We start from the raw sequence: 20,499 nt of genomic DNA, 5'->3' as shown, positions 1-20,499 counted from the left end.
TCCCTCTTCCTGCGTATTTTCTTACATTAGCTCATCTACAAAGCTTTGCATGAAATATACTTACACTATACTTTTAATATCGGCGCTTGCCGTTATTAGTTCCTGTTCACCAAAGGGGCCGTATGCTTTAACCAACAAGGTTTATAAACAGCATGCTGATACATTGGCCCAGGTTATTGAACAAACACAGCCTCCTATGCTGGCGGATAGCGTTGGTGCTGCTATTCCCGGTGAGTGGGTAGGTACGGTTAATTTTAATCTGCGCAAACCAAATTATGTGATCATTCACTTTACTGCGCAGGATTCTGTACAGCAAACGCTTAAAACCTTTACCATTGTAAAAACACAGGTGAGCGCGCATTACGTGGTAGCCAAGGATGGTAAGGTATATCATATGCTGAACGATTACCTGCGTGCCTGGCATGGCGGCATCAGCCGGTGGGGGAGCATTACTGATATGAACAGCTGTTCTATAGGTATTGAGATTGATAATAACGGCAACGAGCCCTTTACAGATCAACAGTTGAACAGCCTGGTTGCTTTGTTAGCGCAACTTAAGAAGAGTTATGGTATACCCACGGGTAATTTTATTGGTCACCAGGATATTGCCCCGTTACGCAAGCCTGATCCCGGGCCATTCTTCCCCTGGAAACTGCTGGCACAAAAAGGCTTTGGCTACTGGAGGGATGAACTGCTGGAACTTCCGCCAGAAAACTTTGATTACGCCACGGCACTTAGGCTGATCGGTTATGATACCCGCAATCTGACTGCGGCCATCGTAGCCTTTAAACGCCACTTTGTACAAACTGACGAAACGCCAACCATGACCGAATTTGATTTGAACGTTTTGTATAATGTTTATAAGAAGTATTAGTTGGGGTGCGGGGATCGGAGAGTGAGGTGCGTTTCTTTTCCCGGTGTAGATTGGCGAATGTATGCTTCATTATACTCAGGGCGACAGATCGCTAAATAAAAAAGGGATTCTCTGATCATAGAGAATCCCTTTTTTATTTAACAGTGTCAGAGGCGCTCCTCGCACCTTCTTCTACGAACCTGCACTACTTTTTCACCCAGCCATCTTTCAGCGTTACGGTGCGGTTAAATACCAGCTTATCCTGGGTAGAGTATTTATCTAAAGTAAAATAGCCTTTACGCATAAACTGAATGGCTTTACCAGGTGTGGCGTTAGCCAGATCGGGCTCTATATAGGCTGTATGTATAACTTGCAGGCTGTTAGGGTTCAGGTAATCTTTAAAGTCACCTTCTTCATGCTGCGGGTTTTCTACCTGGAACAGGCGATCATATAGCCTAACTTCGGCTGTCTTGGCATGGGGTACGCTTACCCAGTGAATAGTTCCCTTTACGTTGATGCCGCTGGTATCATTACCCGATTTTGATTCAGGCAGGTAAGTACAATGGATCTCGGTTACATTGCCATCTGCGTCTTTCACAAAATCGTTGCAACGGATGATATAGGCATTTTTTAAACGCACCATCAAACCAACTCCCAAACGGAAAAACTTCTTCGGCGGAATCTCCATAAAGTCTTCGCGCTCTATCCAAAGTTCACGGCTAAACGGAAACTCGCGGCTGCCATCGCCATCTTCTACCTCCGGGTTGTTTTCGCCGTGCATAATTTCGGTTTCGCCTTCGGGGTAGTTAGTCAGGATACATTTGATCGGATCGAGCACAGCCATGCGGCGCCATGCCGTTTTATTCAGATCCTCGCGAATGCAAAATTCCAGCAAGCCTACGTCAATCATATTTTCCCGTTTAGCTACGCCGATGCGATCGCAAAATTCGCGGATACTGGCAGGCGTATAACCGCGACGACGCAAACCGCTAATGGTAGGCATACGCGGGTCGTCCCAGCCTTCTACATGCTTTTCCTCAACCAATTGCAGCAGCTTACGCTTACTCATTACAGTATAATTGAGGTTAAGGCGCGCAAATTCATATTGTTTTGACGGGAACAGTTCCAGTTGCTCAATAAACCAATCATATAGCGGGCGGTGAGGCACAAACTCCAGCGTACAAACCGAATGTGTAATGTGCTCAATAGCATCTGACTGGCCGTGGGCAAAATCATACATCGGGTAAATGCACCAGGCATCGCCGGTACGGTGATGGTGGGCATGTTTAATGCGGTACATCAAAGGGTCGCGCAGGTGCATGTTTGGCGATGCCAGGTCAACCTTGGCCCGCAATACTTTTGCACCATCGGAATATTTACCAGCTTTCATATCGGCAAAGAGCTGCAGGTTTTCTTCAACCGAGCGGCTGCGATACTGGTTTGGTGTACCAGGCTCTGTTGGTGTACCTTTCTGTGCGGCTATTTCTTCGGCGGTGCTGTCATCAACATAAGCCAAATTGTTCTTGATGAGCTCAACAGCCAGCTCATATAATTTATCAAAATAATCAGAGGCGTAAAACTCATTTGCCCAGTCGAAGCCAAGCCACTTTACATCCTCTTTAATACTATCAACATATTCAATATCCTCTTTGGTAGGGTTGGTATCGTCAAAACGCAGGTTGGTTTTGCCGTTATATTTTTTTGCCAGCCCAAAGTTTAGGCAAATAGATTTAGCGTGGCCAATATGCAAATAGCCATTGGGCTCGGGCGGGAAACGGGTTAGTACCGCGCCGCCATTTACACCGGCAGCTATATTTTCTTCAACAATTTCCTCTAAAAAATTCAGTGATCTTTCTTCGCTCATAAATAAAATAGCAATAGGCACAAAAGTAACAAACTTTTTGATGTGATGAGAGGGATTTTGGACTGGAAGACTTTTGAACTGTGGGACTTTTGGACTACTGAGATAGAAGACTTTTGGACAAAGGAGCAAGGACGAAAGAATTTCGGACTTTAGGGCAAGCAGACCGTTGAAACAAAAGACATTCGGGCAAAAAACAATATAGTCAGGATAAATCCAGCTTTAAACCTTTATTCCTTAATCCTTCTTTACACAGTCATTTAAGCCTTTATCCGACAGTCCAAAAGCCTCACAGTCCCCAAAATCTCAGGGAGCCGGTGGGCTTTGGATGATGTTGTGGCTGGCCAGTATACGCATGAGTACATCAACGGAAACATCGCGGGTAATATCGATACATAGATTGATGCGGCCACGAATTTTTACCTGGCAAAAGTTGTAATGAAACTCCAGGATAAGTCCGCGCAGGCTGCCCGAGTTGATAATGATAGTTTCATCATCAACCACTGTACAGGTATTACTGGTGCGGTTAAAGTAACTGCTCAGGTTTTTAATAAGCCGGTATATGGGTACTGACAGGATCATAATTCACGACTCTAAAATAGTGTTTAATCTTCGTTTAATAATACTATCTTTTACATAATCAGGCAGTAAACTGTTCAACAAAACCAGCATGCGGTTCACTATGCCGGGGATGATCTCCTTTTTGCCCTTTAGTAGTCCGTCAATGGCAATGCGGGCTACCTGCTCCGGTTCAAGGATGGTAGCTTTTGAAATTCCTTTCAGGCTGTTGTTCATTACCAGCAGCTCAGGTTTGGTATTGATACCGCCCGGACTAAGCAAACTCAGCTTTACGTTTGATCCATGCAATTCCAACTGCAGGCAGCGGGTAAAATAGCGGATAAATGATTTTGTTGCACCGTAAACCTGCTTTTTGGGCACAACAAATAAACCGCCCAAACTGCCTACATTTAAAATATAAGAGGTAACCGAGGCATCTGTTTGCGCCAAAAACAAACGGGTGAGCAGCACCGGGGTCATCACATTAAGCTCTATCTGCGTTTTATAAAAGGAAACACTTTTTTCTTCAAACCATGACCAATTGCCTAATCCAGCATTGTTGATTAGCACATGAGCCGTGATATGATGATCATGCAGATAATTAAAAATTTCCGGAGAGCTTTCAGTCTGGGTAAGGTCGGCCTCGATGTAGCTAACCTTTACTTCAAAATTTTTTCGGATGAAGGAAGCAAGCTCCGGCAACCCTGACGCGGGGAGGGACACCACTACCAAATTAATACTACGACGGGCTAACTCAATGGCGAATGACTTGCCCAGACCCTCGCTGGCGCCTGTTACTATGGCGGTTAATTGTGGCATAGTTCTGATATGGTTGAAGAAGATTCCTGATGTGTTTGTTGAACGCTGGCCTGCAAATGATCAACAGTTTTGCGCAAGCCATCGGCAAATGGGGTGATTGTGTAGTTTAACTGGTTAACGGCCTTATTACTACTATACTTTTGATCAAAATGTAGTCGCTGTGCAAACTCGGGCAAAAACACCGGAGGCAAGCCTGTTAGCCGCGTTTTGAGCCATTGCAGCATGCTGTAAAACTCAATGACCTTTAGTGGTACTTTAATCATGCTTTGCTGTATGCCTGTTACCTGCTGTAAGGTTTTAAAAAAATCATTGAAGCTAATGTCATGCCCTCCTAAAATGTAACGTTCGCCGGTGAGGCCTTTGTTCATGGCAGCTATATGTCCGGCAACTACATCATCTAAAAAGGCATAGTTGGCTACCTGTTCGCCATTGCCGGGTATAAAGCGCCATGTACCTTTTAAATAGCCAAATACCATTTTGGCTACGGTATTACTATCGGTTACAGGCCCTTCACCATAAACCCGCGATGGGTTTACAATAACCACATCCAATCCCTGCCTTACAAAGTTCTGCACTTCCAACTCGGCCAGGTATTTGGTACGCTCATAGGCTATCGGGAAACCGCAGATGCGCGGGTCATTCTCGGTCATGGGATGTTTAATAGTTGGTCCCCATACACCACAGGTTGAAGTATAAACTATTCTGTTTATATCAGTCTGCTTTGCAGCTTCCAGCACATTACGAGTGCCAATAACATTGGTTTCGTGGTATGCATCAGGGTTGCGGCACCACATTTTGGCCAAAGCTGCCATGTGATAAACCTGCGAGCAGCCAGCCATGACCCTTTTAAGGCCTTGGGGGTAAAGGATATTACCCAGCACAGGCTCAATGTTTTGATGTTTAATTAAGTATGGATGATTGGTATCGCGGCATAAGGCTTTTACCTCATAGCCTGCTGTGGCCAACGACAACGTAAGCCGCCTGCCAATAAAACCTGTTGCACCGGTAACTAATACTTTCATACCCGTTATACAACCGGCTTTTCAATTACCCCTATGCCTTATGTTATTTTTTTAATTGAAAAATGTAACCTTCAGGTTTGCAAACGATCCATCGGATCCATTACCCACCCAGAGCCCGAGTTTTCCGCTTTGCCGATTATTGAGCTGCTTAACGCTTAAACATGGTGATGTTTGATTATTGACAAATACCAATACCTGCGGATACCTAATCTCTATACGCACATGAAACCATGCATCAGGGTTCGGGGGCGAGCTGATCCTTTTTTCATATTGGGCATTAAATTTTTCTCTCAGTACATTCCACGGGTACAACGGATGCGATACGTACTGCACCATGTGGATCTGCTGAACAGAATCAACAGCGTGAAAATTAAACGGGCGGAAATACACGGCGTCCAGCGTTTTTTCATCAACACCATGAAAAGCTACACCTAAAAAACTTTCCTGAGGCACGTTTTTTCCGCGAACGTCAAGCTCAATAATGCCATTTGTAAAATTAAGATCGTTGATCCAGGCTACACCATCATTATATTTTGCCGATAATTTGAGACCCTTTTGGCCTTGATCATTCAACGGTGATGCCTCGCGATTATACACACTAAGCCGATGTTCTGTAACTAAGCGGTCCAGGTCATAGCTAACTGCGCGCTGTTGCGCAAAGGCACTAACGGATATAAATAATAGCATTAGGGTAGCACAGGCCTGTGTTTTTGTTTTTTTCATGGCGATGGTTTATAAGAGAAAAGGGATCGATCTAAGGTACAGACGTTTGCTGTGATATAACGTTACAGAAATTGATGTTAATTTTTTTGTTTCTGTATAATGCCTTACTGTAAATTGCCTATAGTTTTATATCATAAAATAATTATTTTTGAACAAACAGCTATCAATTATAAACCTTACTATATGAATGTGTACCAGGACCCCTATATGAATTTTGCCGATATGGGCCCCGAAGAAATGGGGTTTCTGCAGCAAGCCACCAGGGAGCTTAGCGATGAACAGAAAAATTATTTCTACAGGGTTTACAGCAGCAAACGGAAAAATACCAATGAGATACTGATTTTTACCTTGCTGGGTTTTGTTGGGTTTGCCGGTATACAACGCTTTTTTCTGGGGCAGATAGGCATGGGTGTCCTATACTTTTTTACCGGAGGCCTTTGTTTGGTTGGAACTATTGTTGATCTCGTGAAAAATAAATCGCTCACTTTGGAGTATAATAAGAATATGGCTTATGAAAGCCATCGCATGGCGGCAATGAGCCAACCCAATAGTTGATATCCAGCCTAATGCTTTATACTCATATTTATTCATGAAATTAGCTGTACTTACTGCATACCTTGAAAGCCTGGCACCACTCGTGTACCAGGAAGATTACGATAACTCGGGCCTTATTGTTGGTAATCCTGAACAGGAAGTTAGCCAGGCGCTGCTATCGTTAGATTGTACAGAAGCGGTAGTTGATGAAGCCATTGCCAGCGGCTGTCAGGTTATTATATCGCATCATCCCATAGTTTTTAAAGGATTAAAAAGATTTAACGGCAAAACCTATGTGGAAAGGGTAGTGGAGAAAGCCATTCGTAACCATATAGCTATTTACGCCATACATACCAACCTGGATAATATTATGGGAGGTGTTAACCAGCGCATTTGCGATACGCTCGGTTTAAAAAACACCCGCATATTGGCGCCTAAGCATAATCTGTTGAAAAAACTGGTAACCTTTGTGCCGCAAAGCCATGCAAATGAAGTTCGCGATGCTTTGTTTGCTGCTGGTGCAGGCAATATTGGCAACTACAGCGAAACCAGTTTTAATACTGATGGCACCGGCACATTTAAAGGTAACGAGGCTACTATCCCCCATGTTGGCGAACCAGGCAAACGCCATCACGAAAACGAGGTACGCATGGAAACCGTTTATCCGGCCAACTTAGAGAGTAAGATAATCATGGCACTGATATTGGCACATCCTTATGAGGAAGTGGCTTATGATCTTTTTAATTTAACCAATCAGTATCAGCAGGTAGGCTCGGGAATGATAGGGGAGCTGGAACTGCCTCAAAACGAAGAATCGTTTTTGTTTCAGCTGAAGGATAAGATGCGCACGCATGTGATCAGGCATACGGCATTAACCCGCAAGCCTGTTAAAAAAGTAGCCGTTTGCGGTGGTGCAGGTGGCTTTTTATTAAAGCATGCCATTGCGGCAGGTGCCGACTTTTTTGTCACTGCCGACTACAAGTATCATGAGTTTTTTGATGCCGAAGGAAAAATAGTGATAGCAGATATCGGACACTTTGAAAGTGAACAATTTACAGCGCAATTATTGTATGAAATAATACGGAAAAAATTTCCTAACTTTGCCGTCCGTTTAACAGAGGTAAATACAAACCCAGTCAAATATTTTATTTAATGGAACAAACCGTAGAACAGAAGCTTAAAGCTTTATACGAACTACAAACTATCCACACCAAAATTGATAGAATTCGCCAAGTAAGAGGAGAACTACCAATGGAGGTAGCCGATCTGGAAGATGATGTTGCAGGTCTTGAAACCCGCATCCAAAAGATCAAAGCCGAGCTGGATGATGTAGAGGATGAAATAGTAACCCGCAAAAACCTGATCAAAGAAGCTCAGGCTAATATCAAAAAATACGAAGGTCAGCTTAATGAAGTTAAGAACAACCGCGAGTATGATGCCATATCGAAAGAAGTTGAGATACAGGGATTAGATATACAGGTAAGCGAGAAAAAAATACGTGAGTATGGTTTCGAGATCACTTCAAAAACCCAGATCTACGAAAAAGCCCTTGCCGATCTTGAAGCACGCAAGAGTGATCTTGATGCCAAAAAAGATGAGTTAGGTACTATTACTGCCGAAACTGAAAAAGAAGAGAACGAACTTACCTCACAGGCTGAAAAAGCAACTGGAAACATTGAAGAGCGTTTATTAACTGCTTACAACCGTTTGCGTCAAAATGCTAAGAATGGTTTAGCTGTAGTTACTATTCAGCGCGACTCTTGTTCAGGATGTTTTAACCAGATTCCACCTCAGCGTCAGTCTGATATCCGTCAACGTAAAAAGATCATCGTTTGCGAGCACTGCGGACGTATTCTGGTTGATGAGCAAATGGCTCTGGAAGCAGAAGAAGCATAAGCATTAGCTTAAAATATATGAAAGGCGCCCACAAGGCGCCTTTTTTTGTTTGCGATAAAATGTATTTAAGAACGCTTATAATTGATGATATTTACAATGGGATTTTTAACCCATGAGTATGATGGTGGCAGTATTTAAAAAGATTCTTCTCAGAGATCTGGGAAAACTTAAAACTGAGATTGAGCTTTATCGCGATGAGCAAAGGATATGGCATGCTGAAAAGCAGATCACTAACAGCGCCGGTACCTTATGCGTGCATTTAATAGGCAGTTTTAATCATTTTATTGGTGCGCAACTGGGTAATACAGGTTATGTACGGAAGCGTGAGCTTGAATTTTTACCTGATAGTGTACCAAGAGCCGAATTGTTGAAGCGTCTTGATGATACCATACAGGTTGTAGCCCAAACATTTGATAGTTTGCCTGAATCAAAACTTGAAGAAGAATATCCACAGCCTCTTTTTGATGAAAAAGTTACCACAGGTCATTTATTAACACATGTGGTGAGCCATCTGAATTATCACCTGGGGCAGGTTAACTACCACAGGCGACTGTTGGATAATTAAAGTGATACGGCAAAGAATTAGCTATCTTATACTGGTATTTATCACCATAGTTGCCGGTTTATTATCCCGGCACTTTGACTTTATACCATTGTTTATAGGTGATATTCTTTGGTCGCTCATGATTTACTTTATTGTGCGGTTTTTCTTTATCAAAAGGCCGGTAAAATTTATGATATTATCCGGTTTGTTGTTTTGTTATGCCATAGAGTTTAGTCAGCTTTATCAGGCGCCATGGATAAACAACCTAAGGCATACGCTTTTTGGGCGCCTGGTTTTGGGTACCGGCTTTTTATGGAGCGACCTTCTTTGCTATACCGTTGGTGTGTGGATTGGCGTAGGGATAGACACATGCCTAAAAATGACTGATGCTAATAGAAAGCCATCATCGAAATCAGTGTAATCACATTTAAATCAACGGTCAAAACATACTCGTTTGTTTCCCTTTCCGCGGCACAAATAAACTATAGTCGTATTCCGGCATCACCCGGCCAGCCATAAAACGGTTACAGGCCATCCGAAACATTTGGTGAATAGATTCGGCCACTTTTCCCTCGCCGCTCATGCGGCGGCCGAAATCACTGTCGTTCAATTTCCCATCGTGGCATTCCCTGATCATGTTCAAAACCTTTTCAGCTCTGTCTGGAAAAGCTTTATATATCCAGTCGCTGAATATTTCAGCAATGCTGCCATTCAGACGCACTATGGTGAAACCGGCAGCTAAAGCGCCCCTGTCTGCCGCGGCCTTGATAATGTTGGGCACTTCATTACTGTTAAGCCCGGGAATAATAGGAGCAGCCATCACCCTGACAGGTATACCTTTTTCGGCCAATTTTTGGATCACAGCCAGGCGGCCAGTTGCAGTTACTGTACGGGGCTCCAATTTTTGGCGTAACTGTTCATTTAATGAGGTGATGGATACGTTTACATGAACCAGGTTCATGGAGGCCAGTTCAGTTAATATATCCAGATCGCGCAGCACGAGGTTGTTTTTGGTGATGATGCTGACCGGGTTTTTATAATGTAGAAACATTTCCAGCAATCTTCGGGTTATCTCCAATCGCCTTTCCACAGGCTGATAGCAATCTGTATTTCCCGAGAGCATAATGCACACAGGTTTATAGTTTTTTTTGTTAAAATATTGTTCAAGTAGTTCAGGAGCATTTCGCTTGATGATGATCTTGCGCTCAAAATCAAGCCCGGCGCTGAAGCCGTAATATTCGTGGCTATTACGGGCATAGCAGTAGATACAGCCATGCTCACAACCCTGGTAAGGATTAATGGAGTACATGTGACTCAGATCAGGACTGTGCGATTCGCTAACAATTTTCTTTGGCGTTTCCTCAAAAAGCTGAGTGGCAGTATTTTCCAGCAGCGGCTCGTCCAGGCCCTCAATGTGTTCGGATACGTACTTGTTTTTTAAAAATTTGTTATGGATGTTTACCTGCGCTCCCCGGCCTTTAAAAAAGTCGGGATTATCTTCATGTGCCATTTCACAAATTTGCTAATAAAATTAGCAAATTACAAATCGATCAGTTTGTTTTTTATGCTGTATAATACCAGGCCAACGCGGCTTTTAATACCCAGTTTATCAAAAAGCTGGTCGCGGTAGCTATCCACGGTACGCACGCTAATACACATGGTATCGGCAATTTCTTTGTAGGTAAGTTCGGTACCAGTGAGACGTAAAAATTCAATCTCGCGTGGGTTTAGCTTTACCTGCGAGGTTTTATCACTATTAAAATTGTTTAGCAGATGCTTGGTAACAAAATCGGGGTAATATAAGTCACCATCGGAAACTTTGAGCAGGGCGGTTTCAAATTCATGTGGTTCAGAATCTTTAAGTAAATAACCCTTTACACCCATTCTGACCATGGTAAGTACCTTTTCGGCATCCTCAAACATGGATAATATGATAACGCGGATAGAGGGCTGATGTTTTTTAAGCCATTGCGCTGTTGATATGCCATCCATAACCGGCATATTAATATCAAGCAGTACGATGTTTGGGACAAGACCGGTACTTATTTTATCAACTAACTCTTTACCGTTGGAAGCCTCAAACAGGATATTATAGCGGTTGAGGCTCACTATTAATGATGCTATTCCACTTCTGAAAAGGCGGTGATCATCAACCAGGGCTATTTGAATGGGTTCCGTTAGCATAAGTTTGTAATTCGAGAGGATTGAGGGATAGCTTAATACTGCAGCCGTTACCCGGCGAGCTGTTTATAGCTGTTTCGGCACCAATTAATGATGCCCTGTTTGTAATGTTTCGTAAGCCTGATCCGCTTTTATCTTTCAGTGATCGGGGGTCGAAACCGATACCATCATCTTCGACGGTCAAATTAAACATTTGTGCTTTATAATACAAGCTGATTTTAAAGTTTGCCGCCTGCGCGTATTTTAAGGCGTTATTTAAAGCCTCCTGAAATATCCTGAATAAAACCAGTTCGCGCTGTTCGCCAAGGGCAAACACATCACCAGCAATTTGGAGAGTTATGTTTATGATCCCGCTTCTGTTAATGCGTTCGGCCTCCATTTCCAGCGTTTTCACCAGGCCAATGGCGCTAATATGCTCAAAGCTGATGCTTTTTGAAAGGTTGCGCAGATCACTGATAGATTGCGCAATCAGCTCCCGGTTATCGTTGATCTTTGCTTGTCCGCTGCTGTCCAGGGTTTTTCCTAATACACCCAGGTTAAGTTTTACAAATGATAAAACCTGGGTTATATTGTCATGAAGCTCACGGCTTACAGTATTAAGTGTTTCCTCCTGAATTTCCATACGGGTTTTAAGCAGCTCCTGTTGAAAAGATGATTTAAGCTGTTCCTTTTCAAACAGGTTTTTGTTTTGTTTTCGCTGATAAATCAACAAAAAGCTCACAATAAATACGCCAAGCAACATTAACATAGCTGTGCCTGCAATCAAAATCAGGATAACTTCTTCGTCCTTGAAAAGCATAAAAATGAGACAGCTAAAAGTGAATATATGAATACGCAGCCTATGTCTGTAATTACCCTTGCCAAAATATAAAAGTGATAATTATTTTTATAAAGCATGTAGCTAAAAACAGCGTAGTAAAAAAAGTTGGCTAACGAATAAAATAACAAACCTATGGTTGCATAAAACGGGGGGTAGCTTAACAGGTCAAGATACTCATCGGTGTTATTTATCAAATTGCGGTAATAAATACATACCAAAGTTGCCTGTATAGTATTTTGTACCACAATGCCGATAGTACCTAAATTCCAGAAGCCCTGTATAAAAAACATGTCAACCAGGGTTATAGCAATACCGGCTGCAACCGCCCAGTAAACCTTTTTGCGGTATGATGGCCTTTTATCTAACGAAGCCATGAACCAGCCGTAAACAGTTAGCTCAACAATACCCTCCAGGTTATTGCACCAGGCGTTTGAGTGGTTCCACATGAGCCAGTTAAAAATGTTGGCAAATTCGTAAATAACGATGAACAGGAGGAAAGGGAGAAACAGTTTAAAATTTTGATCGAGCTTTCTATAGGAATATAAGCAGCTTATTAAAGCGAGTATCTCAAAAAAGAAGTACAGATAATCTAACATGAGCCGGCGTATAGCGATCCTTATAAAACAAAAAGCTAAAATAGAAATATCCTTTTAGCTTTTTGTTAAGTAATCTATTGGCATTAGCCCTGGCTTACGAGCAAAACGGTGGACAAGCTTTGCCCTTGTTATAAGGCTCCATGCCACGATCGCCATCATCCAATGTACCATCACTGGCTATAACATCTGTGTGGTCATCGCCGCTGCTAACTGTGCCCATCAAAATAGCTGTGGTTTGGTTTGGGTAGTGTGGTTCGGTATCATCGTAAGCTGCCAGATAGATCCTTACACCGCTTGCATTTTCAGGTAAATTATTGATAAAGCTTTTAAAATGATCAAGTGGTATCCAGATAGACTCAGTATCATTAATATTGTGTGTTTTATCAATTAGCTTTTTCCTTGTTTCTTGGTAGTTGTCTACCATTTTTTTAGCAATGTCTAAATCAATTTGTTCCATAACGTTGGTTTTTTTGCGGCAATCTACTAAATACGTAGTTAAATAACGTACAAATTTTCAGACTGAATAGAATATCTAAACAAAAGTTAAGTATCTGAACTATTGTTTATTATAAGAGATGTGATTTAATATTGGGTTAACTTTTTGTAGCTCAATCGTTGTTACTATCATCCAACAGAAACACAAAAAGCTCCTTAGGGCCATGAGCGCCAAGTACAAGTGTTTTCTCAATATCAGCGGTTCGGCTTGGTCCGGTAACGTTGCTTATCATCGATGGCAAGTTTGAGCCATACTTGTTTTTGAGGAGTTTAAAACCATCTTTAAGGTCAAGCACCATTTGTGAGGTGTAGGCCAACACAATATGTACAGGGGGATATATACTGAGGCGACGGCCAGCCATGTTGCCATTTGAAAGCAAGATGCTGCCATTGCGGGCAATGAGGGCCTCACAGAAAGTGAAGCCTACATCGGCTTGTTCAAAATCTTTATCAGTTTCGTAAAAAGGATATTCAAAACGGGTAAGTACTTCCTGCAGGCTAGGTTCCCAACAATATATCTTGCGCCAGTTTCGCTCTTCGGCAAGGGTAAGCAGGGTTTCAATGAATTGTATCTCATCTTCGCAAAAAATAAACTGGCCGTTCACGGCCGTGAATTGTTCGGCAAAAATTACTTCGGGAATTTCATCGGCTGGTGCGTAATGCGGCAGATCTTCCAGTTGGGGGTATGGGTTGTCCCTTTTTTCCAGAAGAGCCTTACGTATCTTTTTGAGCAGTTTTTCTTTTGATGTAGTGATATCCCTCATAGTTAAAAAAATAAAGCCACCAGCTTTGGCTGATGGCTTTGTTTAGTATGTTTTATTTTACTTGCTCTCAGTTCCGCTGGCGTCCTTTTCTTCCGGATTACGGTTAAAGGTACCTGAATGATCGCTTACACCCTCATGAATCAGGTTTTGAGCCACCGGCTCCTGGTTTGATTCTTCAGTGCCGTTCACAAACTCATCATAAGTGGTACGGTGATCAAACGGACGTTTGCCCAGGATCTCTTCCAGGTCTGACTGGAACAGGATCTCTTTTTCCAATAACTTGTTGGCCAGTTTTTCCAGTCCTTCGCGTTTATCGGTAAGCAGTTGTTTGGTACGTTCGTAAACTTCGGCTATCTGGTTGCGTACTTCGTCATCAATCAATTCAGATGTTTTTTCTGAATATGGTTTGTTAAACTGGTACTCGCCCTGGGTGTCGTTAAATGATACGTTACCAACTTTGGTGTTCATACCATAAATAGTTACCATGGCATAAGCCAGCTTGGTAATACGCTCCAGGTCATTTTGTGCACCGGTAGATATTTTACCGAAAGTAAGATCTTCGGCAACACGGCCACCTAGTGTCATACACATACCATCAAGCAGCTGCTCTGTGGTGTACAGGAATTGCTCTTTTGGCAGGTATTGGGCATAACCCAGCGCGGCAACACCACGCGGAACTATGGATACCTTTACCAATGGATCGGCATGTTCCAGGAACCAGCCCGCAATAGCGTGACCAGCTTCGTGGTAAGCCACAATACGTTTTTCTTCTGGAGATATGATCTTGTTTTTCTTTTCCAAACCGCCAATCACACGGTCAATAGCATCCTGAAAATCCTGCATATCAACAGCCTCTTTGTTTTTACGGGCAGCAATCAAAGCAGCTTCGTTACAAACATTGGCTATTTCAGCACCGGCAAAACCTGGTGTTTGGGCTGATAATTTTTTAGCATCGACACCATCTGCCAGTTTAACCGGTTTCAAGTGTACTTTAAATATTTGCTCACGACCAACCAAGTCAGGTTTATCGATAGATACCTGCCTGTCAAAACGGCCCGGGCGCAGCAGCGCAGAGTCAAGCACGTCAGGACGGTTGGTGGCTGCCAGAATGATAATACCCGAGTCGGTTCCGAAACCATCCATTTCAACCAGTAACTGGTTCAGTGTGTTTTCGCGCTCGTCATTACCGCCTACAATATTGTTTTTACCACGGGCACGGCCAATAGCATCAATCTCGTCAATAAATATGATACAAGGGGCCTTGTCTTTAGCCTGGCGGAACAGATCACGAACTCGTGACGCGCCGACGCCCACAAACATCTCCACAAAGTCAGAACCTGACAGAGAGAAGAATGGCACCTGCGCTTCACCGGCAACAGCTTTGGCCAATAAGGTTTTACCTGTACCCGGCGAACCTACCAACAATGCGCCTTTAGGTATTTTACCACCCAGGTTAGTATATTTTTTAGGATTTTTTAGGAAATCAACAATTTCCATTACTTCTTGCTTTGCTTCTTCCAAACCGGCCACATCGTTAAACGTTACCGATACCTGGGCCTCTTTATCAAACAAAGTAGCTTTTGATTTGCCGATATTGAATATCTGGCCACCCGGGCCACCGCCAGAGCCACCGCTCATGCGGCGCATGATAAATATCCATACACCTGCAAAGAGGATCACCATGATAACACCCTGAACCAGCCAGTTTGATAAAAAGCTTTCGTGGCCTTGCTCATACTGGATAGGAACCTTTTGATCTTCGGGCATATCCTTTTCAGCATTCAGTACTGATTGCTTTAGGCTTTCGTATGATGCATCGGTAAAAGTATACTGAGGGCCATTGTTGGCCGCGTTGAATAAGCGCTGTTCTTTACCGGCATTGGCATACTGAGGTTTTTTCAAACTCTCTTTTTTAATGTAAACCTCGGCAACAACCAGATCGCCGCTTTTGTAGGCTACCAGCTTATCAACATCATTTTGCTTAAGCATTGCCTCAAAATCCTGGAAGTTGATGTTTTTGCCTGAGCCGCCGCTTAACAGTGTGGGTACCAGCAAAAATGCTAAAATAACAATGCCATAAAGCCACATAATGTTAAACTTAGGTGGTTTTGGTGGTGTTTTTTTATTAAGCATCTTTCTGATAGGTTTCGGACTTTCTGATTTATTATCTTTATCTTTCATTTCTTTGTTAGGAGCTCAAACTTACAATCTATAATTTAAAAATTTTGCAAAGGGTTAGTACCATGACTCGCCCTGAAGGGTTTTTGTGACGAATGTTTAAGCACTTTTATAAGATTTAATTTCGGCATCGCCCCACAAATCCTCCACGCCGTAAAATTCACGTTTGTCGGTTCTGAAAACGTGGATCACAACATCCACATAATCAAGCAGTATCCACTCTCCGTATTCAAGTCCTTCTTTTCGCCAGGGCTCCTGCTGTGTTGCTTTGAAAATTTCATCTTCAATACTATTAGCTATCGCTTTTACCTGGGTAGATGAATCGGCATGACAGATCACAAAATAATCTGACACGGAACTGAATATGTTACGAAGGTCTAACCTTACAATATCGTTCCCCTTTTTTTCCTGTATGCCATGTATGGCAAGTTCAGAAATATAGGTTGATTGATTTAACACTTTGTTTTTTACCATCAAAAAGAATTAGTTTTGAACGTTTTTGAGTTAAAAATTATTATACTTTGCAAAATAACATATTTTCGGGATTATTTGTTGGTCAAAATTTAGTAACAATTAAAGAAGTTGATTCAACAAACACTTTCCTCAAAACATTACTGTCAAATTCCAAGCCATTGCCTGAAGGTACGGTCATTATGGCAGAAAGCCAATATGCCGGCCGCGGTCAGCAACAAAATAAATGGCATAGTGAACCCGGAAAAAACCTAACATTCAGTATTTTGCTGAACCCCTTGTTTTTGGCCGTAGCCAACCAGTTTGATCTGAACCGGGTAGTGAGCCTTGGTGTTCACGATGCGCTGAGGCCTTACCTGGGTGATAAATTGAAAATAAAATGGCCCAATGATATTTATTATGACGACCGTAAGCTTGGCGGCATATTGATAGAAACCCACTTGCAGGGAAATCAGATAAAAAATGCAATAATTGGCATAGGACTTAACATAAATCAGGATAATTTTGATCCCGACGCCGGGATCGCCATCTCTGTGAAGCAAATCTTACACAGGGATTATGATTTAAAAACAATATTATCTGAAATTTGCAGTCATATTGAAGCTTATTACCTTAATTTAAAGGCCGGTAAGCTTTTATTTGTTAGAGATACTTACCTGGCGAGGTTATATTGGCTAAATCAGGTAAAACGTTTCAGGTCAAATGATGTAGTTTTTGAAGGCATCATCAGAAATGTGAAGGATGAAGGGTTGCTGGTTGTTGAAAGCAGCCAGGGGCTGCAGGAGTTTAATTTAAAACAAATTGAATTTTTAAATAAATAATTAAATGAAGAGAGTACTGTTGGTTATTGTTGCGCTGGTACTAAGCGCAGGGGCCTATGCCCAGATCGAGACGCCCGTAAGATGGTCATACGCGGCAAAAAAATTGAATGATAAAGAAGCCGTTGTGCTTTTAAAAGCTACCATTCAACCCGGCTGGCATATATACTCGCTTAATGTTAAAGATGGCGGCCCTATAAAAACCTCATTTGAGTTTACTCCTTCAAAATTATACGCACCGGTTGGCAAAACCACTGAACCGGCTCCTATCACCAAATTTGAGAAAGCATTTAACATGAATGTTAGCTACTTTGAAAAAGAGGTGGTTTTTCAACAAAAAATAAGTATCAAAGCAGCAGGCAAGGTTGATAAGGTAACAGGTAAACTTACCTACATGACCTGTAACGACAAAAAATGCCTTCCGCCGGAAGATGTTGATTTTACTATTCCTTTAGGCAAATAATTACCCTTAAGGATTTAGCAAATGAAATTATTAAATAGGTTCCCCTGCCTGCGTGTATTGCTTGTTTTAATAGCGGCAATAGCAATTTTTTGCACCACCGGAACTACAACCGCTTTGGCAGCGCAAAAAAACAACGTTGATACCGTATCAACAAGTGATGTTCAATTTACTGATATACCAACCGCTGCTGATAGCATAGCTATACGAAAAAAGGCTGCCGATTCTGCAGCTAAAACTGTAGCTGCTAAACCGGCGGTAAGTCAGAGCGCTCCAACATCTGAAAAGCCTAAAACCCTTTGGCAGATATTTATATTTGGCCTGCTGGGTGGCTTTACCGCGGTTATACTGCCTTGTATATACCCATTGTTGCCATTAACAGTAAGCTTTTTTACCAAAAAGAGCGGCAGCCGCCGCAAAGCCATAGGGCAGTCGCTTATATATGGTGCATCTATTATTGTTATTTATGTAACCCTGGGTTTGCTGATATCAATAATTTTTGGATCAGATGCGCTTAACCAACTTGCAACAAACGGCATATTCAATATATTTTTCTTTTTACTGCTTATTGTTTTTGGTATATCGTTCCTGGGTGCATTTGAAATTACTTTACCCAGTTCATTAGCAAATAAACTGGATGAAAATGCTGATAAAGGGGGCCTTGCAGGCATATTCTTCATGGCATCAACCCTGGTAGTGGTATCGTTTTCATGTACAGGCCCAATTATTGGTACACTATTAGTAGATGCAGCTTCAAAAGGAGATAGGCTTGGCCCTGCGATAGGTATGTTTGGCTTTTCGCTGGCATTGGCATTGCCATTTACGCTTTTCGCGCTGTTCCCTTCGGCATTAAAAAGTTTGCCAAAATCTGGCGGCTGGTTAAACAGCGTTAAGGTGGTTTTAGGGTTTTTAGAACTGGCTTTCGCTTTAAAATTTTTATCAAATGTTGACCTGGCCTATCATTGGAACTGGTTTGACAGAGAAATATTTTTATCACTCTGGATAGCCATTGGGTTAATGGTTGGTTTATACCTGATTGGTAAAATCAAGTTTTCGCATGATAGTGATGTACCTTACCTCAGCATACCCCGAATATTTTTGGCTATCATAACCTTCGCGTTTGTGATATACATGATACCGGGCTTATGGGGTGCTCCATTAAAATCTATTAGCGCGTTTTTACCGCCAGAGGCAACACAGGATTTTAATTTATCAAGTGTGCCGGATGGTGGCGGATCTTCATCTGCACCGGCATCAGCTGCCGCTGCAATATCATCAAGTATTGGCGAGAAGAAATACGCGGCTAACTACACCCGTATAAAAACCCGGGGGCTTGATTCCTGGTATGATTATGACCAGGCCCTGCAGGTATCAAAAGCCACGCACAAACCTATACTGATTGATTTTACAGGGTTTAACTGCGTTAACTGCCGTAAAATGGAAGCCAATGTTTGGTCGGATCCGCAAGTGTTCAGCAGGCTAAAGAATGATTTTATTTTGCTGCAGCTTGTAGTAGATGATAAGGCGGCTCTGCCATTGCAGGAGCAGTTTGTATCAGATTACAGCGGTAAAAAAATAACCACATTGGGCGGTAAATGGAGCGATCTGGAAGCCAAAAGGTTTAACTCAAACTCGCAGCCGCTATATGTAATGCTTGACAGCGATGGCAATTTATTGAAAGATGCCAGCGGTAAGGAAATCCCTACATCACCGGCAAACTATGATATTTCAAGTTATCTGCAATATTTAGACAGCGGCATATCGGCTTTTAAAAAGTAGTCCCTGTGTAAAAAAATAAAATGTAAATTCGCGGCAAGTTTTAAAGCTTAGCCGCGTTTTTATTTGGTGATAGTTTTGAAACACACTGAACTAATTATTTAAATTTTTTAAGGTAGGGTTCCTAATTGCCCGTATCAGTATAAAAAATGACGCAGATTAAAAAAATCGGATTATTTACCTCAGGTGGCGATGCGCCGGGAATGAATGCTGCCATAAGGGCGGTAGTACGTACGGCTATATACTATAATATTGAAGTTGTTGGCATTCGCCGTGGTTATGACGGCATGACCAAAGGCGATTTTATACCCATGAACCGTAAATCGGTTTCCAATATTATTCAACGCGGAGGTACCATTTTAAAAACTGCGCGCTGCGACAACTTCAGAACTCCTGAAGGACGCAAACAAGCTTATGACCAATTACAAAAACACGAAATAGATGCTCTGATAGCTATTGGTGGTGATGGTACTTTCACCGGCGCAAAAGTATTTGGTAGCGAGTATGAAATACCAGTAATTGGTTTGCCAGGTACTATTGATAACGATTTGCTGGGTACCGATTTTACCATTGGTTATGACACTGCTATAAATACAGTTGTTGAAGCTGTAGATAAGATCAGGGATACAGCCGAATCACATGACCGCTTATTTATTGTTGAAGTAATGGGCCGCGACTCGGGCCTTATAGCCTTACGTACAGGTATTGCAACGGGTGCCGAAGCTATATTGATACCTGAAAGCAAAGGCGGCATGGAAGGTTTATTTAACCGCCTTGAACATGGCCGCAAAGATAAAACTTCAAGAATTGTAATTGTTGCCGAAGGTGAAGAAGCCGGTGGCGCATTTGAAGTTGGTCGTTTAGTTCAGGAGAAGTTCCCTCATTACGATACCCGTATCTCTATACTTGGTCACATTCAGCGTGGTGGCGCGCCAAGCTGTATGGACAGGGTGCTGGCAAGCAGGGTAGGAGCTGCAGCTGTTGAGGCTTTAAGAGATGGCCATCGTAACGAAATGATAGGCATTATCCACAATGAAATTGCCTATACACCGTTTGAGCACGCCATTAAACACCATGTGGAGATAAACCCTAACCTGCTAAAGCTGGTTGAGGTATTGTCAATGTAATTA

23 protein-coding genes are annotated in these 20,499 nt (G+C 42.4%); 10 read left to right on the top strand and 13 right to left on the bottom strand.

Annotation, left to right across the window (positions count from 1 at the left end; genetic code table 11):
• Positions 1-49: 49 nt before the first annotated feature.
• Complete coding sequence (locus tag QWZ01_RS20310; protein WP_290326554.1) at positions 50-874, top strand: N-acetylmuramoyl-L-alanine amidase; 825 nt, start codon at positions 50-52, stop codon at positions 872-874.
• Between the two features lie 184 nt (positions 875-1,058).
• Here the strand turns inward: QWZ01_RS20310 and QWZ01_RS20305 are convergent, their stop codons facing one another.
• From QWZ01_RS20305 to QWZ01_RS20285, 5 genes are all read right to left on the bottom strand, one after another.
• Positions 1,059-2,717 (bottom strand): glutamine--tRNA ligase/YqeY domain fusion protein, encoded by a 1,659-nt coding sequence (locus QWZ01_RS20305; protein WP_290326552.1) that lies wholly within the window; start codon positions 2,715-2,717, stop codon positions 1,059-1,061.
• A gap of 303 nt (positions 2,718-3,020) precedes the next feature.
• Positions 3,021-3,296, bottom strand: a complete 276-nt coding sequence (locus tag QWZ01_RS20300; protein ID WP_290326550.1) for a hypothetical protein — start codon at positions 3,294-3,296, stop codon at positions 3,021-3,023.
• A gap of 3 nt (positions 3,297-3,299) precedes the next feature.
• Entirely contained in the window at positions 3,300-4,091 is a 792-nt protein-coding gene (locus QWZ01_RS20295; protein ID WP_290326549.1) for an SDR family NAD(P)-dependent oxidoreductase, read from the bottom strand.
• Positions 4,079-5,113: an NAD-dependent epimerase/dehydratase family protein gene (locus QWZ01_RS20290; RefSeq protein ID WP_290326547.1), complete on the bottom strand. Its 1,035-nt coding sequence runs from the start codon at positions 5,111-5,113 to the stop codon at positions 4,079-4,081. Before QWZ01_RS20290 ends, QWZ01_RS20295 begins: the two co-directional genes overlap by 13 nt.
• Before the next feature lie 51 nt (positions 5,114-5,164).
• Positions 5,165-5,836, bottom strand: coding sequence for a hypothetical protein (locus QWZ01_RS20285; RefSeq protein ID WP_290326545.1), 672 nt, complete (start codon positions 5,834-5,836; stop codon positions 5,165-5,167).
• A gap of 183 nt (positions 5,837-6,019) precedes the next feature.
• Here QWZ01_RS20285 and QWZ01_RS20280 point away from each other — a divergent pair, with 183 nt between their 5' ends.
• The 5 genes from QWZ01_RS20280 (at position 6,020) to QWZ01_RS20260 (ending at position 9,231) form a co-directional block, all read left to right on the top strand.
• Complete coding sequence (locus QWZ01_RS20280; RefSeq protein WP_290326542.1) at positions 6,020-6,391, top strand: TM2 domain-containing protein; 372 nt, start codon at positions 6,020-6,022, stop codon at positions 6,389-6,391.
• Positions 6,392-6,425: 34 nt separating this feature from the next.
• Positions 6,426-7,523 (top strand): Nif3-like dinuclear metal center hexameric protein, encoded by a 1,098-nt coding sequence (locus tag QWZ01_RS20275; protein ID WP_290326540.1) that lies wholly within the window; start codon positions 6,426-6,428, stop codon positions 7,521-7,523.
• On the top strand, positions 7,523-8,266 hold the full coding sequence (locus QWZ01_RS20270; protein WP_290326538.1) for a zinc ribbon domain-containing protein: 744 nt from the start codon (positions 7,523-7,525) through the stop codon (positions 8,264-8,266). Before QWZ01_RS20275 ends, QWZ01_RS20270 begins: the two co-directional genes overlap by 1 nt.
• Before the next feature lie 118 nt (positions 8,267-8,384).
• Complete coding sequence (locus QWZ01_RS20265) at positions 8,385-8,831, top strand: DinB family protein (protein ID WP_290326535.1); 447 nt, start codon at positions 8,385-8,387, stop codon at positions 8,829-8,831.
• Between the two features lies 1 nt (position 8,832).
• Positions 8,833-9,231 carry a ribosomal maturation YjgA family protein gene (locus tag QWZ01_RS20260; RefSeq protein WP_290326534.1) on the top strand — a complete coding sequence of 133 codons (399 nt, stop codon included), beginning with the start codon at positions 8,833-8,835 and terminating at the stop codon, positions 9,229-9,231.
• Positions 9,232-9,249: 18 nt separating this feature from the next.
• On the opposite strand, the gene QWZ01_RS20255 is transcribed toward QWZ01_RS20260, so the two are convergent.
• The 8 genes from QWZ01_RS20255 to rsfS all read right to left on the bottom strand — a co-directional run bounded on the left by QWZ01_RS20255 (position 9,250) and on the right by rsfS (position 16,318).
• The gene (locus QWZ01_RS20255; RefSeq protein WP_290326532.1) at positions 9,250-10,320 is read right to left on the bottom strand and encodes a PA0069 family radical SAM protein; all 1,071 of its coding nucleotides are present in this window, start codon (positions 10,318-10,320) and stop codon (positions 9,250-9,252) included.
• A 29-nt stretch (positions 10,321-10,349) separates the two neighbouring features.
• Positions 10,350-10,994 carry a response regulator transcription factor gene (locus QWZ01_RS20250; RefSeq protein ID WP_290326529.1) on the bottom strand — a complete coding sequence of 215 codons (645 nt, stop codon included), beginning with the start codon at positions 10,992-10,994 and terminating at the stop codon, positions 10,350-10,352.
• On the bottom strand, positions 10,960-11,790 hold the full coding sequence (locus tag QWZ01_RS20245; protein WP_290326528.1) for a sensor histidine kinase: 831 nt from the start codon (positions 11,788-11,790) through the stop codon (positions 10,960-10,962). The genes QWZ01_RS20250 and QWZ01_RS20245 overlap by 35 nt, the downstream gene beginning before the upstream one ends.
• Complete coding sequence (locus QWZ01_RS20240; RefSeq protein WP_290326526.1) at positions 11,760-12,407, bottom strand: hypothetical protein; 648 nt, start codon at positions 12,405-12,407, stop codon at positions 11,760-11,762. The genes QWZ01_RS20245 and QWZ01_RS20240 overlap by 31 nt, the downstream gene beginning before the upstream one ends.
• A 94-nt stretch (positions 12,408-12,501) precedes the next feature.
• Positions 12,502-12,864, bottom strand: a complete 363-nt coding sequence (locus QWZ01_RS20235) for a hypothetical protein (RefSeq protein ID WP_290326525.1) — start codon at positions 12,862-12,864, stop codon at positions 12,502-12,504.
• A 151-nt stretch (positions 12,865-13,015) separates the two neighbouring features.
• The gene (locus tag QWZ01_RS20230; RefSeq protein ID WP_290326523.1) at positions 13,016-13,666 is read right to left on the bottom strand and encodes a LutC/YkgG family protein; all 651 of its coding nucleotides are present in this window, start codon (positions 13,664-13,666) and stop codon (positions 13,016-13,018) included.
• A 57-nt stretch (positions 13,667-13,723) separates the two neighbouring features.
• Complete coding sequence (gene ftsH / locus QWZ01_RS20225; RefSeq protein ID WP_290326522.1) at positions 13,724-15,847, bottom strand: ATP-dependent zinc metalloprotease FtsH; 2,124 nt, start codon at positions 15,845-15,847, stop codon at positions 13,724-13,726.
• A gap of 96 nt (positions 15,848-15,943) precedes the next feature.
• Positions 15,944-16,318 (bottom strand): ribosome silencing factor, encoded by a 375-nt coding sequence (gene rsfS / locus QWZ01_RS20220; RefSeq protein WP_290326521.1) that lies wholly within the window; start codon positions 16,316-16,318, stop codon positions 15,944-15,946.
• Positions 16,319-16,365: 47 nt separating this feature from the next.
• On the opposite strand from rsfS, the gene QWZ01_RS20215 reads away from it, so the two are divergent.
• From QWZ01_RS20215 to pfkA, 4 genes are all read left to right on the top strand, one after another.
• Positions 16,366-17,136, top strand: coding sequence for a biotin--[acetyl-CoA-carboxylase] ligase (locus tag QWZ01_RS20215; protein WP_290326520.1), 771 nt, complete (start codon positions 16,366-16,368; stop codon positions 17,134-17,136).
• A gap of 4 nt (positions 17,137-17,140) precedes the next feature.
• On the top strand, positions 17,141-17,596 hold the full coding sequence (locus tag QWZ01_RS20210) for a protein-disulfide reductase DsbD N-terminal domain-containing protein (protein WP_290326518.1): 456 nt from the start codon (positions 17,141-17,143) through the stop codon (positions 17,594-17,596).
• A gap of 21 nt (positions 17,597-17,617) precedes the next feature.
• Positions 17,618-19,372 carry a protein-disulfide reductase DsbD family protein gene (locus QWZ01_RS20205; RefSeq protein ID WP_290326516.1) on the top strand — a complete coding sequence of 585 codons (1,755 nt, stop codon included), beginning with the start codon at positions 17,618-17,620 and terminating at the stop codon, positions 19,370-19,372.
• 146 nt (positions 19,373-19,518) lie between these two features.
• Positions 19,519-20,496, top strand: coding sequence for a 6-phosphofructokinase (pfkA, locus tag QWZ01_RS20200; RefSeq protein WP_290326514.1), 978 nt, complete (start codon positions 19,519-19,521; stop codon positions 20,494-20,496).
• Positions 20,497-20,499 lie beyond the last annotated feature (3 nt).

Origin of the sequence: Mucilaginibacter aquaedulcis (assembly GCF_030409325.1) — a bacterium.
GTDB lineage: Bacteria > Bacteroidota > Bacteroidia > Sphingobacteriales > Sphingobacteriaceae > Mucilaginibacter > Mucilaginibacter aquaedulcis.
This window is presented reverse-complemented; position numbering and strand designations above follow the sequence as displayed.

Bases quoted from the DNA above. Each gene is read 5' to 3' on its own strand.
- QWZ01_RS20310 (WP_290326554.1), top strand. From the start codon at position 50: ATGAAATATACTTACACTATACTTTTAATATCGGCGCTTGCCGTTATT.
- QWZ01_RS20305 (WP_290326552.1), bottom strand. From the start codon at position 2,717: ATGAGCGAAGAAAGATCACTGAATTTTTTAGAGGAAATTGTTGAAGAA.
- QWZ01_RS20300 (WP_290326550.1), bottom strand. From the start codon at position 3,296: ATGATCCTGTCAGTACCCATATACCGGCTTATTAAAAACCTGAGCAGT.
- QWZ01_RS20295 (WP_290326549.1), bottom strand. From the start codon at position 4,091: ATGCCACAATTAACCGCCATAGTAACAGGCGCCAGCGAGGGTCTGGGC.
- QWZ01_RS20290 (WP_290326547.1), bottom strand. From the start codon at position 5,113: ATGAAAGTATTAGTTACCGGTGCAACAGGTTTTATTGGCAGGCGGCTT.
- QWZ01_RS20285 (WP_290326545.1), bottom strand. From the start codon at position 5,836: ATGAAAAAAACAAAAACACAGGCCTGTGCTACCCTAATGCTATTATTT.
- QWZ01_RS20280 (WP_290326542.1), top strand. From the start codon at position 6,020: ATGAATGTGTACCAGGACCCCTATATGAATTTTGCCGATATGGGCCCC.
- QWZ01_RS20275 (WP_290326540.1), top strand. From the start codon at position 6,426: ATGAAATTAGCTGTACTTACTGCATACCTTGAAAGCCTGGCACCACTC.
- QWZ01_RS20270 (WP_290326538.1), top strand. From the start codon at position 7,523: ATGGAACAAACCGTAGAACAGAAGCTTAAAGCTTTATACGAACTACAA.
- QWZ01_RS20265 (WP_290326535.1), top strand. From the start codon at position 8,385: ATGATGGTGGCAGTATTTAAAAAGATTCTTCTCAGAGATCTGGGAAAA.
- QWZ01_RS20255 (WP_290326532.1), bottom strand. From the start codon at position 10,320: ATGGCACATGAAGATAATCCCGACTTTTTTAAAGGCCGGGGAGCGCAG.
- QWZ01_RS20250 (WP_290326529.1), bottom strand. From the start codon at position 10,994: ATGCTAACGGAACCCATTCAAATAGCCCTGGTTGATGATCACCGCCTT.
- QWZ01_RS20245 (WP_290326528.1), bottom strand. From the start codon at position 11,790: ATGCTTTTCAAGGACGAAGAAGTTATCCTGATTTTGATTGCAGGCACA.
- QWZ01_RS20240 (WP_290326526.1), bottom strand. From the start codon at position 12,407: ATGTTAGATTATCTGTACTTCTTTTTTGAGATACTCGCTTTAATAAGC.
- QWZ01_RS20235 (WP_290326525.1), bottom strand. From the start codon at position 12,864: ATGGAACAAATTGATTTAGACATTGCTAAAAAAATGGTAGACAACTAC.
- QWZ01_RS20230 (WP_290326523.1), bottom strand. From the start codon at position 13,666: ATGAGGGATATCACTACATCAAAAGAAAAACTGCTCAAAAAGATACGT.
- ftsH (WP_290326522.1), bottom strand. From the start codon at position 15,847: ATGAAAGATAAAGATAATAAATCAGAAAGTCCGAAACCTATCAGAAAG.
- rsfS (WP_290326521.1), bottom strand. From the start codon at position 16,318: ATGGTAAAAAACAAAGTGTTAAATCAATCAACCTATATTTCTGAACTT.
- QWZ01_RS20210 (WP_290326518.1), top strand. From the start codon at position 17,141: ATGAAGAGAGTACTGTTGGTTATTGTTGCGCTGGTACTAAGCGCAGGG.
- QWZ01_RS20205 (WP_290326516.1), top strand. From the start codon at position 17,618: ATGAAATTATTAAATAGGTTCCCCTGCCTGCGTGTATTGCTTGTTTTA.
- pfkA (WP_290326514.1), top strand. From the start codon at position 19,519: ATGACGCAGATTAAAAAAATCGGATTATTTACCTCAGGTGGCGATGCG.